The sequence below is a fragment of the Pseudomonas fluorescens genome, assembly GCF_001307275.1.
GTDB lineage: Bacteria > Pseudomonadota > Gammaproteobacteria > Pseudomonadales > Pseudomonadaceae > Aquipseudomonas > Aquipseudomonas fluorescens_AA.
This window is the reverse complement of sequence record NZ_CP012831.1, coordinates 2,142,109-2,156,357: the sequence shown is the minus strand read 5'-3', so window position 1 is coordinate 2,156,357 and position 14,249 is coordinate 2,142,109. Positions and strand designations below refer to the sequence as shown.

Annotated in this window: 13 protein-coding genes and 1 pseudogene; 3 read left to right on the top strand and 11 right to left on the bottom strand. The window is 61.9% G+C overall.

What is annotated here, in order from left to right:
• Positions 1 to 37 precede the first annotated feature (37 nt).
• The 3 genes and pseudogenes from ubiB to ubiE all read right to left on the bottom strand — a co-directional run bounded on the left by ubiB (position 38) and on the right by ubiE (position 3,033).
• Positions 38 to 1,642, bottom strand: a complete 1,605-nt coding sequence (gene ubiB / locus AO356_RS09530; RefSeq protein WP_060739574.1) for a ubiquinone biosynthesis regulatory protein kinase UbiB — start codon at positions 1,640 to 1,642, stop codon at positions 38 to 40.
• Positions 1,639 to 2,263: pseudogene (locus tag AO356_RS09525) on the bottom strand (ubiquinone biosynthesis accessory factor UbiJ). Before AO356_RS09525 ends, ubiB begins: the two are co-directional and overlap by 4 nt.
• On the bottom strand, positions 2,263 to 3,033 hold the full coding sequence (gene ubiE, locus AO356_RS09520; RefSeq protein WP_003196937.1) for a bifunctional demethylmenaquinone methyltransferase/2-methoxy-6-polyprenyl-1,4-benzoquinol methylase UbiE: 771 nt from the start codon (positions 3,031 to 3,033) through the stop codon (positions 2,263 to 2,265). The pseudogene AO356_RS09525 and the gene ubiE overlap by 1 nt, the downstream one beginning before the upstream one ends.
• Positions 3,034 to 3,188: 155 nt before the next feature.
• Between ubiE and AO356_RS09515 the strand changes: the two genes are divergently transcribed.
• The 3 genes from AO356_RS09515 (at position 3,189) to AO356_RS09505 (ending at position 5,075) form a co-directional block, all read left to right on the top strand.
• On the top strand, positions 3,189 to 3,464 hold the full coding sequence (locus AO356_RS09515) for a polyhydroxyalkanoic acid system family protein (RefSeq protein WP_060739573.1): 276 nt from the start codon (positions 3,189 to 3,191) through the stop codon (positions 3,462 to 3,464).
• Positions 3,465 to 3,730: 266 nt separating this feature from the next.
• Complete coding sequence (locus AO356_RS09510; RefSeq protein ID WP_060739572.1) at positions 3,731 to 4,153, top strand: phasin family protein; 423 nt, start codon at positions 3,731 to 3,733, stop codon at positions 4,151 to 4,153.
• Between the two features lie 10 nt (positions 4,154 to 4,163).
• Positions 4,164 to 5,075, top strand: coding sequence for a phasin family protein (locus AO356_RS09505; protein WP_060739571.1), 912 nt, complete (start codon positions 4,164 to 4,166; stop codon positions 5,073 to 5,075).
• 207 nt (positions 5,076 to 5,282) lie between these two features.
• Here the strand turns inward: AO356_RS09505 and AO356_RS09500 are convergent, their stop codons facing one another.
• The 8 genes from AO356_RS09500 to AO356_RS09465 form a co-directional block, all read right to left on the bottom strand.
• The gene (locus tag AO356_RS09500; protein ID WP_060739570.1) at positions 5,283 to 5,903 is read right to left on the bottom strand and encodes a TetR/AcrR family transcriptional regulator; all 621 of its coding nucleotides are present in this window, start codon (positions 5,901 to 5,903) and stop codon (positions 5,283 to 5,285) included.
• A gap of 60 nt (positions 5,904 to 5,963) precedes the next feature.
• On the bottom strand, positions 5,964 to 7,646 hold the full coding sequence (gene phaC, locus AO356_RS09495) for a class II poly(R)-hydroxyalkanoic acid synthase (protein WP_060739569.1): 1,683 nt from the start codon (positions 7,644 to 7,646) through the stop codon (positions 5,964 to 5,966).
• A gap of 112 nt (positions 7,647 to 7,758) precedes the next feature.
• Positions 7,759 to 8,616 (bottom strand): poly(3-hydroxyalkanoate) depolymerase, encoded by an 858-nt coding sequence (phaZ, locus tag AO356_RS09490; RefSeq protein WP_003186648.1) that lies wholly within the window; start codon positions 8,614 to 8,616, stop codon positions 7,759 to 7,761.
• A 261-nt stretch (positions 8,617 to 8,877) separates the two neighbouring features.
• On the bottom strand, positions 8,878 to 10,557 hold the full coding sequence (gene phaC / locus AO356_RS09485; RefSeq protein ID WP_060739568.1) for a class II poly(R)-hydroxyalkanoic acid synthase: 1,680 nt from the start codon (positions 10,555 to 10,557) through the stop codon (positions 8,878 to 8,880).
• 278 nt (positions 10,558 to 10,835) lie between these two features.
• Complete coding sequence (locus AO356_RS09480) at positions 10,836 to 11,213, bottom strand: gamma-butyrobetaine hydroxylase-like domain-containing protein (protein WP_060739567.1); 378 nt, start codon at positions 11,211 to 11,213, stop codon at positions 10,836 to 10,838.
• A 165-nt stretch (positions 11,214 to 11,378) separates the two neighbouring features.
• A complete protein-coding gene (gene hslU, locus AO356_RS09475; protein WP_060739566.1) occupies positions 11,379 to 12,716 on the bottom strand; it encodes an ATP-dependent protease ATPase subunit HslU in 1,338 nt (445 codons plus the stop codon).
• 50 nt (positions 12,717 to 12,766) lie between these two features.
• Positions 12,767 to 13,297 (bottom strand): ATP-dependent protease subunit HslV, encoded by a 531-nt coding sequence (hslV, locus tag AO356_RS09470; RefSeq protein ID WP_003196958.1) that lies wholly within the window; start codon positions 13,295 to 13,297, stop codon positions 12,767 to 12,769.
• A gap of 256 nt (positions 13,298 to 13,553) precedes the next feature.
• Positions 13,554 to 14,249: an SPOR domain-containing protein gene (locus AO356_RS09465; protein ID WP_003196959.1), complete on the bottom strand. Its 696-nt coding sequence runs from the start codon at positions 14,247 to 14,249 to the stop codon at positions 13,554 to 13,556.

Genomic DNA, 14,249 nt, shown 5'->3' with positions numbered 1-14,249 from the left:
AGCGTTGAAACAGTGTGCCAGCGCGAACCGGTGCTGGCTATCGGCGAACGACCAGATACAGACCGACCGCCATCATGATACCGGCCGGCCAGTGACCCAGTTGGCTCAACGGCCCGCCGGTCGCCAGCACTGCGCCGCCGCCCAGGTGAGCCGCGCCAAGCAGGCGCAACAGCCAATCGTCCTTGCGTCGGTGCCACGGTGGCGCCGGGTCGTGGGCGTGGGGTTGGGACATGCGTTCGAGCAGGTCGCGGGTCATATTGGCCAGGTGCGGGATCTGCTCGAACTGGCTCTGCACGTTGCCCAGCAAGGCGCGCGGGCTGACACGCTCGCGCATCCAGCGTTCGAGGAACGGTTGGGCGGTGTTCCACAGGTCGAGGTCCGGGTACAGCTGGCGACCGAGGCCTTCGATGTTCAACAGGGTTTTCTGCAACAGCACCAACTGGGGCTGGACCTCCATGTTGAAGCGTCGCGCGGTCTGGAACAGGCGCATCAGTACCTGGCCGAAGGAAATATCTTTTAACGGTTTTTCGAAGATCGGTTCGCACACGGTACGGATCGCCGCTTCGAATTCGTTGAGCTTGGTCTCGGCCGGCACCCAGCCCGAATCGATGTGCAGTTGGGCGACACGGCGGTAATCACGCTTGAAGAAGGCGAACAGGTTGCGGGCCAGGTAGTCCTGGTCCTCGGGAGTCAGGCTGCCGACGATGCCGCAGTCGATGGCGATGTATTGCGGGCTCCACGGTTGCACGGTGCTGACGAAGATGTTGCCCGGGTGCATGTCGGCGTGGAAGAAACTGTCGCGGAACACCTGGGTGAAGAAGATTTCCACGCCGCGCTCGGCCAGCAGTTTCATGTCGGTGCGCTGGTCGGCCAGGGTCGCCAGGTCTGTCACCTGGATGCCGTAGATGCGCTCCATCACCAGTACTTTCGGCCGGCACCAGTCCCAATAGACCTGCGGCACATAGAGCAGCGGCGAGCCTTCGAAGTTGCGGCGCAGCTGGCTGGCGTTGGCAGCCTCGCGTAGCAGGTCGAGTTCGTCGTAGATGGTTTTTTCGTAGTCCTGGACCACGTCCACCGGGTGCAGCAGGCGGGCATCGGCCGACAACCGTTCGGCGGCGCGGGCGAGGATGAACAGCCACGCCAGGTCCTGGGCGATGATGGGCTTGAGGCCTGGGCGGATGACCTTGACCACCACCTCTTCGCCGCTCTTGAGCTGGGCGGCGTGAACCTGGGCCACGGAGGCCGAGGCCAGGGGCTCGACGTCGAAACGGCTGAACACTTCGCTGATCTTCTTGCCCAGTTGTTCCTCGATCAGCGCCACCGACAGCTTGGAATCGAACGGCGGCACGCGGTCTTGCAACAGCATCAGTTCATCGGCGATGTCTTCGGGCAGCAGGTCGCGACGGGTCGAGAGGATCTGCCCGAACTTGATGAAGATCGGTCCCAGGTCCTGCAAGGCCAGGCGCAGGCGTGCGCCACGCGTCAGGTCCAGGGTTCGTCGGGGGAACCAGCGCCACGGCAGCACGAAGCGCAGCGCCAGGAGAAACCAGGGCAGCGGCAGGGCGAACAGCAGGTCATCGAGGCGGTAGCGGATCACGACGCGCTGGATGCGCAACAAACGGCGGACGGCAAGCAGCTTCATGCGTTATCGCTTGGTTTCAAGGGATCGGGAAAGGCGCTCGAAACGCGCCTCGAGACGTTCCAGGTCAAGCTTGACCTGGTCCAGTTCATCAAAACGGGCCTGGGCCTCGCGTTGGCCTACGAGGGTACGCGATTCTTCGGCCAGGTATTCACTCAGATTCTGTCCCAGGCTGGCGAAGCCCTGGCGATACCAGCGACGGCGGCTGTGCAAATGGCCGCTGAGCAACTGGGTCGCCACCGGGCCGATCCAGCGGGACACTTCGTACTCCCAGTCCAGCTCGAGGTCCTGGAGAATCGCCGCCAGCTCCAGCAGCACGCCACTGTCGCCGTCGAGTTCGACTTCGGGGCTGTGCAGCACCGCGGTCTTGTCCTTGCCCAGGGCCAGGTTCAGCAGGCTCGCGGCAGGGGCGCGCAGGGTGCAATCCGCTTCGGCTTCCCAGTGGGCGGCGAGCATCAGGCCTTCGTCGCTGGGCAGGATGAACAACTGCAACGCCGGGCTGCGGCAGTCGACGGCGATCACCTTGCCGCTCAAGTGCGCCAGGCGCGCGAGCGCCGTGCTGTCCAGGCGCAGTACCCGGTTGATGCCGAGTTCGACACTGGCGAGCAGGCCGGTGAGCAACATCAGGGCTTGATACCGCGGTGCAGGGCGACGATACCGGCGGTCATGTTGTGGTAGGTCACGCGGTCGAAACCGGCCTCGACCATCATCGACTTCAGGGTTTCCTGGTTCGGGTGCATGCGGATCGATTCGGCCAGGTAGCGATAGCTTTCCGAGTCATTGGTGATCAGCTTGCCCATCAGCGGCATGAAGGCGAACGAGTAGGCGTCATAGGCCTTGGACATCAGCGCGTTGGTCGGCTTGGAAAACTCCAGCACCAGCAGGCGGCCGCCGGGCTTGAGCACGCGCAGCATCGAGCGCAGGGCATCTTCCTTGTGGGTGACGTTGCGCAGGCCGAAGGCGATGGTCACGCAGTCGAAATGGTTGTCGGGGAACGGCAGCTTTTCGGCGTCGGCCTGGACGAACTCGACATTGCCGGCCACCCCCAGGTCCAGCAGGCGGTCGCGGCCGACCTTGAGCATGGATTCGTTGATGTCGGCCAGCACCACCTGGCCGGTCGGCCCGACGATATGGGAAAACTTCTTCGTCAGGTCACCCGTGCCGCCAGCGATGTCCAGCACGCGATTGCCGCTGCGCACGCCCGACAGCTCGATCGCGAAACGCTTCCACAGGCGGTGCATGCCGCCCGAGAGCAGGTCGTTCATCAAGTCGTACTTGGCGGCTACGGAGTGGAAAACCTCAGCGACTTTTTCCGCTTTCTGGCTTTCCGGCACGTTCTTGAAGCCGAAGTGAGTGGTGGGTTCGGCATCGCTGCCTTTGCGCTGATCAGTCATATCGCGGTCACCAAAAAAGAATGCGGGACATTCTAATCCCGGTGGAGGGCTTTGTCTTGGCAAGGCTGAAGGTAAGATGGGCGACCGCCGGGACGTTTTGACGCAGCCAGGGTCTGAAACGTTCAGGCAAGTCCCGATAAAACAGGAGTCACCCGATGGCCCGTATAACTGTTGAGCGTGCCCATGGCCTGGGCAAGGAAGCGGCGCGAGAGAAAGCCGACAAGCTGGCGCAGAAGTTGTCCGACAGCTATGGCCTGGAGCCGCAGTGGGTGGGCGACACCCTGAAACTCAAGCGTTCCGGGGTCAAGGGCGAAGTGCATGTGGGCGAGGATTCGATCCGCGTCGACGTGGAACTGGGCATGTTGATGTCGGCCATGAGCGGCACGATCAAGACGGAAATTGAAAAGGCGTTGGACAAGGCGTTGGCTTGATCGACCGAAAGGGAGGTGAACGCAAAGTTGAAATTCACCACCCCACCCTGTGGGAGCGAGCTTGCTCGCGATTGCATTGTTTCAGTCACATCAAGGTTGGCTGACACTCCGCCATCGCGAGCAAGCTCGCTCCCACAGGGGTAGTCATCGCCCTCCGGTTTTGTGTCAGTTGTTAGGGTGCCGTTTCTAATTATTGTCACTACTTTGTGCCTGAGCCCGTCGATGTGCGGGCAGTTCCTCAAACCTTTTTTCGAGTGAGGTGCACCATGGCCAAAGTTATTCTGAAGAAAAAAACCGACGTTGAATCTTCCACGCTCAGCGACGTGAAAACGTACGCGCGCAAGATCTGGCTGGCTGGCCTGGGCGCCTACACGAAGGTCGGCCAGGAAGGCAGCGGGTACTTCCAGGAGTTGGTAAAGGCTGGCGAAGTTATTGAAACCAAAGGCAAAAAGAAAATTGCCGGGAAACTTGAAGCGGCCAACAGCGAATTGATTGAAGCCAAGAGTGACGTCAATACTTTCAAGGCCCGGGTTGAAGTACAACTCGATAAAGTCGAGAAGGTATTCGATGCTCGTGTTGCAAGTGCCTTGAATCGTATCGGCATTCCGTCTAAACATGACGTTGAGACACTCTCTGCTAAGCTCGATGAGCTGACAGCATTGCTCGAACGTGTCGCGCGTAAACATTAAGGAGAACGGGATGGCTGGCAAAAAAATCACAGAAAAAGAGGGCAGCTCGTGGGCCGGGAAGATTGAAAAATATTCCCGCAAAATCTGGCTTGCTGGTTTAGGCGTGTACTCGAAGATCGACACTGACGGCAGCAAGCTCTTCGAGTCCCTGGTTAAGGACGGCGAAAAGGCCGAAAAACTCACCAAGACGGCGGTCGGCAAACAGGTCGATGCCGCCAAGGACTCTGCCGAGTCCGCCAAGTCGCGCATCGGCGGCGTGAAGGATCGGGCACTGGGTAAATGGGACGAACTGGAAGGGGCTTTCGACAAGCGCCTGAACAGCGCGATCTCGCGCCTGGGCGTGCCGAGCCGTAATGAAGTCAAGGCGCTGCACAGCAAGGTCGACACCCTGACCAAGCAGATCGAAAAACTCACCGGCGCCAAAGTCGCACCCGTGGCGACCAAGACGGCGGCGGCCAAACCGGCCGCTAAAACGGCAGCCAAACCACTGGTCAAGGCTGCGGCAAAACCCGCCGCCAAACCCGCGGCGAAAGCAGCGGCCAAGCCTGCGGCTAAAACCGCAGCGGCCAAACCTGCTGCCAAGGCTGCGGCCAAACCGGTAGCGGCGAAAGCGGCAGCCAAGCCCGCCGCCAAACCAGCGGCCAAGCCAGCGACCAAGACGGCTGCAGCTAAACCCGCAGCGGCCAAGCCAGCGGCTAAGCCTGCAGCCAAGCCGGCGGCAAAAGCGGCGGCCAAACCCGCTGCGGCGAAAAAGCCTGCCGTGAAAAAACCGGCCGCGCCAAAAGCTGCCGCACCCAAGGCGCCAACCGCGGCCGCCAAACCGGCAACCCCGACGAGCACGGCGAACTCCGCCGCCGCTCCGACTCCGGTCGCCACTCCAGCACCAGCGGCGGCTCCAACGACGCCTTCCACCCAGTCCTGATTCTGCGGGACATGCAAAAACGCCCGGCCTGTGAAGGTCGGGCGTTTTTGTTTGTACGCGGGTCAATCTCGAACCTTGAAATCACCCGGAAAACAATGTGGGAGCGAGCTTGCTCGCGATAGCGGTGGGTCAGCAGTATTGATCTTGACTGATACACCGCTATCGCGAGCAAGCTCGCTCCCACAATGGATCTTCCACTGCTGGTCGTCAGTCGTGCTCTTCCAGGTACCGCAACGCCAGTCGCTCCGTCGCCACCTTGGTCGCGGGCGGCAGGTGTGGTGCCACCAGCATCATGATCTGGTAGACCACCAGTCGAACCTCGCCCTCGCGGTCCAGGATCCGCTGGTAGTCCAGGGAGAACAGCAACGTCATGGTGATCTGCTCCACCAGTTGCCCCAGGGCCTGGGTATCGCTGACCAGCAGATCCTGGGCCTTGAGCTGCGCCAGCAGTGAGGCGAGGGTTCGCTTCAGGGCGTTGAGCAATTGACGGATGCCCTTGGCCAGCTTCGGCAGGCGCCCGGCCAGGTTCGACAGGTCCTGGAACAGAAACCGGTACTGGGCCAGGCGCTCGACGATCAAGTGCAGGAACAGCCAGTAGTCTTCCGGCGCCAACTGCGCATCCGCCGGTGGGTCCAGCAGCGGTGCCAGTTCGCTCTGGAAGCGCTCGAACAACCCGAGGATCAGCGGTTCCTTGCCATGGAAGTGGTAGTAGAGGTTGCCTGGGCTGATGCCCATTTCGTTGGCAACTTCCATCGTGGATACGTTCGGTTCGCCCTTTTCGTTGAATAATTGCAGGGCGCATTCAAGGATGCGGTCGCGGGTTTTCATCCGGTCTTCTTAATGATCGAGTCATGCCACGGCCAATCGCCTGGCCGTGGGGTAGGGCCTTCAGCGCACGCGAACATAGGTGCCGGGGGCGGCGTCCAGAGGCGGGTAGTTCGCGTTGCCCAAGGTCATCTGGGTTTCGTGCTGGGCGCCGGAGCGCTCCTGGATCCAGCCCAGCCATTGCGTCCACCAACTCCCTTCGACGTGGGCGGCGTCGTAGTACCAGGCCCGTGGGTCGCTGCTCATTTTTGCGCTTTCGATGTAGTTGGCCTTGGGGTTGCCCGGCGGGTTGAGAATGCTCTGGACATGGCCACTGTTGGAAAGCACGAAGCGTTTGTCGCCACCGAGCAACAGCGTCGAGCGATAGACGGCGTCCCAGGGCGTGATGTGGTCGTTGATACCGGCCACGCTGAAGCTGTCCACCGTCACTTTCTGCAGGTCGATGGGCGTGCCGCACACTTCCAGGCCGCCGGGGTGGGTCAGTGGGTTGTGCTTGAAGAAGTCCAACAGATCGCCGTGGTAAGCCGCCGGCAGCCGGGTGCAGTCGTTGTTCCAGTAGAGAATGTCGAAAGCCGGCGGCTCTTTGCCCAGCAGGTAGTTGTTGATGAAGTAGGTCCAGATCAGGTCGTTGGGACGCATCCAGGCGAACACCCGGGCCATGTCGCGACCATCGAGAATGCCCTTCTGGTAGGAGCGGCGCTTGGCGGCCTCGAGGGTCTGCTCGTCGATGAACAGCGTGGCCTGGCTGTCTATCTGGCTGTCCAGCAGGCTCACCAGGTACGTCGCACTGGCGACCCGCCGCAGCTGGCGCTTGGCTTGCAGGTGGCCTTGCAGGGCGGCGATGGTCATGCCACCGGCACAGGCCCCCATCAGGTTGACCTCTCGGGCGCCGGTGATCGCCCGGCAGACGTTCATGGCCTCTTCCGTGGCCTCGACATAGCTGGACAAGCCCCATTCACGGTGGCGTACGTCAGGGTTGCGCCAACTGATGATGAACACCTGCAAACCGTTTTTCAGGGCGTACTGGACGAAACTGTTGGAGGGGCTGAGGTCGAAAATGTAGAACTTGTTGATCTGTGGCGGCACGATCAGCAATGGCTTGGCGTACTGCTTTTCGCTCATGGGCCGGTACTGGATCAGTTCGAGCAATTCATTGCGAAACACCACTGCGCCGGGTGTGGTCGCCAGGGTCTTGCCGACTTCAAAGGCATGGGGCGTGGTCTGGCGCGGCAAGCCGTCGTTGTGCAGCAGGTCGTCCACCAGATGGCTGATGCCTCGAACCAGGCTGGCCCCGCCGGAGTTGAACAGCTCCTTGACCGCCAGTGGGTTGAGCAAGGTATTGGACGGCGATACGGCGTCGTTGAGCAGGGCGAAGGCGAAGTGGGCGCGGGCGCGGTCATCCTGGCTCATGTCGCTTTCGTCAATCCAGCTCTTGACCTGTTTTTGCCAGCTCAGGTAGGCCTGCAGGCTGCGGCGGTAGAATGGATTGAGCTGCCAGGTGGGGTCGGCGAAACGCGGGTCGTTGGGGTTGGTGGGGTGCAGGGTTTCGCCCAGCAACACACGGCCCAATTGACTGCCCAGTTTCAACGCATGCCGGGCACTGTGCACCGGGTTGCGCAAGCCGTGTGCGGCCACGCTGCGCAAAGTGGACAGCAGGTCCCTGCCACGCAGGCCGGTGACCGCACTTTGTGCGTTGATGAAACTGGCAGGGGCGGGCATGGAACCCTTCGCCGGTCTGTCGCGCATGAGTCAACTCCTTCGTCATCAGGCTAAAAACAAACACACCGAACCAGACAACATAGTCGCTGTTTCGGGTCGCTGCGCGATCCGGCGTCCTGCCAGGCGCAAATGGGCGGTTTCAGCCGCCCCCCAGCGGCGAGGGATGCGGATGCATCACGGCACGCTGACGTTCTTCCTCCAGGAACTTCATGATGATCGGCGCCACCGCCTCGGCCCGGGTGATCAGGAACAGATGGCCGTCATCGATGATATGCAATTGGGCGTTGGGAATGCGCCAGGCCAGCATGCGCATGTTGATCAAAGGAATCAGCGGGTCGTCATCGCCGGCCAGCACCAGCGTGGGCTGGTGGATCTTGTGCAGCCAATGGATGCTGGTCCAGCCGAGGCCGGCGAACAGTTGCCAGTAATAACCGAGCTTGCCCGCCGAACGAACCTTGGCCGCGTGGCTGGCCGCCAGGCTCGGGTCACGGCGAAACGAACCGCCATAGATCAACGGTGCGATACGCATCACATGGGAAGGCTGAACGTAGCGCCGGGGGCTGGCCATCATCCACAGCACCTTCGGTTTGCCCGGCACCATCACCGCCCCGGCCGCCGTGGCCGCCAGCACCAGCTTCTTGCAGCGCTCCGGGTAGTCGTAGGCAAACTGCTGGGCCAGGGCGCCCCCCCAGGACACGCCGATCACGTTGACCTGCCCGTAGTCGAGGTAGTCGAGCATCCGCGCGGTGAGCTTGGCCAGGCCCGGAAAGCGATACGGCCGGTTGGGCGTCGATGAACCGCCGACACCGGGCACGTCAAAGGCGATGACTTCCAGGTCCGGGTCCAGGGCCTGGATGAACGGGAACACCAGCTCGAGGTTGGCGCCGATGCCGTTGAAAATCAGCAAGGGCGTCAAGTGAGGCTTGCCGGGACGTACCGCGGTGCGCAAGGTCTGGCCATCCAGATCGACGGTACGGAAGATGTACGGTTGCGGCATGCTTCAAGCCCTGTGGGTTGGGTCGCTGTCTTTCATTTTTCCCCGATCCCCTGTGGGAGCGAGCTTGCTCGCGATAACGGTGTGTCAGCCTACATTGATGTTGGATGTACCGCCGTCATCGCGAGCAAGCTCGCTCCCACAGGGGGATCTGCTGTGAACATGGATTTTATGTTCGCCAGCGCTGTGGGCCTTGCATTCAGTGTCGGCTGGCGGGATGTATTCGTGAGCAAGCCCACCCCCGCAGCAGACGAGTTGCATCCCTTACCGCTCGTGCACATAGGTGCCGGGCGCCGCTTCACCGGCCGGGTAGGCCTTGTTGCCCAGCACGGTCGGGGCTTTTTTCAGTTTGCCCGAGCGCTCGGCCTGCCAGGCTTGCCAGTGCAGCCACCAGGAGTCGGTGTGCTTGGTTGAATTCTCCTGCCAGTCTTCGGCCTTGGCCGGCATGTCATCACTGGTCATGTAGCGCGACTTGGGGTTGCCTGGCGGGTTGAGGATGCTCTGGATATGGCCGCTGCTCGACAGCACGAACTCCACCTTGCCGCCAAACAACTGCGCCGACTTGTAGCAGGATTTCCACGGCGTGATGTGGTCGTTGGTGCCGGCCAGGGAGAAGATGTCGGCGGTGACCTGCTTGAGATCGATGGGGGTGCCGCACACTTCCAGTGCGTTGGGGCGGATCAGTGGATTGTTCTTGAACATTTCGATGAGGTCGCCGTGGAACGCCGCCGGCAGCCGCGTGGTGTCGTTGTTCCAGAACAGGATGTCGAACACGGGCGGTTCGTTGCCCAACAGGTAGTTGTTGACCCAGTAGTTCCAGATCAGGTCGTTGGGGCGCATCCAGGCGAAGACCTTGGCCATGTCGCGGCCTTCGAGTACGCCGGCCTGGTAGGAGTGGCGCTTGGCCGCTTCGAGGGTCTGTTCGTCGACGAACAGCGCCACGTCGGTGTCCAGGGTGGTGTCGAGCACGCTCACCAGCAAGGTCAGGGCATTGACCTTTTTCTCGCCGAGGGCGGCGTAGTGGCCCAGCAGCGCGGTGCAGGTGATGCCGCCCGAGCAGGCGCCGAGCATGTTCACGTCCTTGCTGCCGGTGATGGCCGTGACCACATCCACCGCTTCCTTGAGCGCCTCGATGTAGGTCGACAGGCCCCACTCGCGTTGCTCCTTGGTGGGGTTGCGCCAGCTGACGATGAAGGTCTGCACGTTGCTGCGCAGGCAGAAGCGCGCCAGGCTCTTGTCCGGGCTCAGATCGAATACGTAGAACTTGTTGATCTGTGGCGGTACAACCAGCAGGGGGCGCTCGTGGACCTGCTCGGTGATGGGCCGGTACTGGATCAGCTCCAGCACGTCGTTGCGAAACACCACGGCGCCTTCGGTCACGCCCAGGCTCTTGCCGACCTCGAACGCGCCCATGTTCACCTGGCTCGGCATTCCGCCGTTGTGCACCAGGTCCTTGGCCAGGTGGGACAGGCCGTCCAGCAGGCTCTTGCCACCGGTTTCGAAGAAGCGCTTGACCGCCGCCGGGTTGGCCGCCGAATTGGTCGGGGCCATGGCTTCGGTCATCAGGTTGATCACGAAATGCCCGCGGCTGATGTCCGCGGGCGAGAGGCTGCTGTCGTCGATCCAGGCGTGCAGCTCCTTGCGCCACGCCAGGTAGGTTTGCAGGTAGCGTTTGTAGAGCGGGTTCTGGCTCCACGCCGGGTCGGCGAAGCGACGGTCGTCGCCGGCCGGTTGCAGTTCGGATTTGCCGAACAGGACATTCTTGAGTTCGACGCTGAAATGGGCGACATGCTTGACGCTGTGCAGCGGTTGCCTGATGGCCTGCTTCAGCACCATGCGGGCAGAGGCCAGCAGGTCTTTCCTGCGCAAGCCGACGACGGGATTCAACCCCAGGGTATTTTCCGAGGCCTGGTACTTCAGGTCATCGTTGTTCTTGTTGCTCATCTACGACGCTCCATTGTCCTTCAGACGAGTACCCGGTTGGTGCCATGAAGCCACACATCCGATACCAGGTACGCTGCTCGGGTGACCATTAATTCCGCATCGAGGGCCAATGAGGAAACGTATGCCAGGAACTCGCCGGTTCCTTTGCAGGGAACTTGCCAGCTCCATTGGTTACCCGAGTTTAATTTTTTTCGCAAGCAGGCCAGTCATTGACGTTGCTGCGCGGGCATTCAAGCAGATGAGTCTAGAAAAATCGCCCTAAAGCGCCAGCCCTTGAGCTAGAGCATCAGCTTGACGACGGACGCGTTCGGATCGCGGGTTTTTCCGGCGGCCTTGAGTTCGCCAAGATAATCGTTCCACAGATCCTGCTGGCGCACCGCCAACTGGTAGAGATAGTCCCAGGTGAACAATCCGCTGTCGTGGCCGTCGTCGAAGGTCAGTTTCAGTGCGTACTGGCCGGCCGGTTCGACCTTGGTCAGGGCAACGTTGAGCTTGCCGTATTGCAGAATGGGTTTGCCATGGCCCTGGACCTCGGCGGAAGGCGAGTGCACCCGCAGGAATTCGGCGGGCAGGTGGTACTCCTCGTCCGGCGCGTATTTGAGCGTCAGGGTCTTGGAGGCTTTGTGCAGGTTGATGGCGGTGGGGAGTTTGGTCATGGCCTGTGATCCGTCTCGGAAGGATGCCTTCTGCAAAAGCGACACGGTCCATGTGGGAGCGAGCTTGCTCGCGATAGCGGTTTGACAGTCAACTCATGGGTTGAATGTGATGCCGCCATCGCGAGCAAGCTCGCTCCCACAGGTCCCGGGAAATCTGTCGGTGGGTTACAGGATATACCGCGACAGGTCTTCGTTCTGCGCCAATTCACCCAGGTGGCTGTTGACGTACTCGGCGTCGATGAGGATCGGCGCTTCGTTGTGGGCGCTGGCCAGGTCGCCGGCGCTGAACGACACTTCCTCGAGCAAGCGCTCGAGCAGCGTGTGCAGGCGACGGGCACCGATGTTCTCGGTCTTCTCGTTGACCTGCCAGGCGATCTGGGCCAGGCGCTTGATGCCTTCTGGCGTGAACTCGATGCTCAGGCCTTCGGTCTTGAGCAGCGCGCAGTACTGTTCGGTCAGGGACGCGTGGGGCTCGCTCAGGATGCGCTCGAAGTCTTCCGGCGTCAGCGCCTTGAGTTCGACGCGGATCGGCAGGCGGCCTTGCAGCTCCGGCACCAGGTCGCTCGGTTTGCTCAGGTGGAACGCACCGGAAGCGATGAACAGGATGTGGTCGGTCTTGACCATGCCCAGCTTGGTGTTGACCGTGCAACCTTCGATCAGCGGCAGCAGGTCGCGTTGTACACCTTCGCGGGACACATCGGCGCCGCCGACATTGCCACGCTTGGCGACCTTGTCGATTTCGTCGATGAACACGATGCCATGCTGCTCGACCGCTTCCAGGGCCTTGGCCTTCAATTCCTCTTCGTTGACCAGGCGACCGGCTTCTTCGTCGCGCACCAGCTTCAGCGCGTCCTTGACCTTGAGCTTGCGGCTTTTCTTCTTGCCCTTGCCCATGTTGGCGAACAGGCTTTGCAACTGGTTGGTCATTTCTTCCATGCCCGGCGGCGCGGAAATGTCGACGCCGGCCATCTCGGCCACTTCGATCTCGATTTCCTTGTCGTCCAGCTGGCCTTCGCGCAGGCGCTTGCGGAACAGCTGGCGGGTGTTGGAATCCTGGGTCGCGGCGGCGTCGGCGTTGAAGCCCATGCGCGCCGGTGGCAGCAGGGCGTCGAGGATGCGCTCTTCGGCGGCGTCTTCGGCGCGGTGGCGGACCTTGGTGATTTCCTGTTCGCGCAGCAGCTTGATCGCGGCATCGGCCAGGTCACGGATGATCGACTCGACGTCGCGGCCGACATAGCCGACTTCGGTGAACTTGGTGGCTTCGACCTTGATGAACGGTGCATTGGCGAGCTTGGCCAGGCGCCGGGCGATTTCGGTCTTGCCGACACCGGTCGGGCCGATCATCAGGATGTTCTTGGGGGTCACTTCGACGCGCAGCTCTTCGGGCAACTGCATCCGGCGCCAGCGGTTACGCAGGGCGATGGCGACGGCGCGCTTGGCATCGTCCTGGCCGATGATATGGCGATTGAGTTCGTGGACGATTTCGCGGGGAGTCATGGACATAATAATTGGCGGTCCTCAAGCAAGAATGAGCCGGTGCACGGGTGGCAGGCTTATTCGGCGAGGTCCTGCTCCTCAATGGTCTGGGTGTGGTTGGTGAAGACACAGATGTCGCCGGCGATGCCCAAGGCGGTCTCGACGATCTCGCGGGCCGACAGGTCGGTTTTTTTCAGCAGGGCGCTGGCCGCGGCCTGGGCGTAGGCACCGCCGGAACCCATGGCGATCAAGCCATCCTCGGGCTCAACGACGTCGCCGTTGCCGGTGATGATCAGCGAGGCGTCCTTGTTGGCGACCGCGAGCATCGCTTCGAGGCGGCTCAGGGAGCGGTCGGTCCGCCATTCCTTGGCCAGCTCCACAGCGGCGCGGACCAGATGGCCCTGGTGTTTTTCAAGCTGGCCTTCGAAGCGTTCGAACAGGGTGAAAGCGTCGGCGGTGGCGCCGGCGAACCCGGCGATGACCTCGCCGTGATACAGGCGACGGACTTTTTTCGCGTTGCCTTTCATCACGGTGTTGCCCAGTGAAACCTGGCCGTCGCCGCCCATGACGACTTTGCCATGACGGCGGACTGAAACGATGGTGGTCAAGGGAGAGTCTCCACGCAGCGGGGCGAAAATGCCCGGATGGAACTCATATGGGGGTGGCGTGGTTTTTTTCAACTGCGGGGTGGGGGAGGGGACGAGCGGCATCTGGCCGTTTGTGTCAAAGAAATGCTCTGTGGCGAGGGAGCTTGCTCCCGCTGGACCGCGTAGCGGTCCCAGGCTTTTGGGGGCTGCTGCGCAGCCCAGCGGGAGCAAGCTCCCTCGCCACAAAAGCCATAGCCACAGGCGTTCTCGGTGGTAATCAGCGGCTCTGGCGTTGTTGTAACAACAGGTTGCTGAAACCACTGCCCGCCAGTTGTTTCTGGGCCTTGGTCAGTTCCTCGCGGTTGCTGAACGGGCCGACCAGTACCCGGTACCAGGTTTCGTCCTTCACCGTCCCGGATTCCACGGACACGGATTGGCCCAGCAGAATGATCTGCGCGCGGACCTTGTCGGCGTCGGCTTCCTTGCGGAACGAGCCGGCCTGCAGGAAGAACTTCGTCACCGGCGCGGCTTTCTGCACCGGAGGGGCCGGTGGCGGCGTGATGCCGGCCAGGGCCGCCTGGGCGCGAGCGGTGTCGATCTTCGCCGCTTCGGCCGGGGTCACCGGCGTGGTGGGCACTTGCGGCGTCGGCAGGGTTTTCTCCGGCACGGCATCGGGCGGCACGATGACTTCCGACTCCGGCAGCAACGTGTAGAAGTCGTACTTCGGCTTCACCGGTTGTGTCGGGCTCGGCGGGGTCTTGTTGGCCTCGGCGATGCGGGTGGCTTTCTGCTGCTCTTGCCGGACGCGCTTGACGTCATCACCCTGGCCCGGCTCCAGCTTCATCAAGAACACAATGAACGCGCCGACGGTCAGGCCGATGGCCATCCACAACCAACCTGGAATCGGTTTTTTGGCTGGAGGCTGGTAACGACTGGCGCCGCGCTTGGGTGCAGGTTTTTTCTTGGCGGCCAA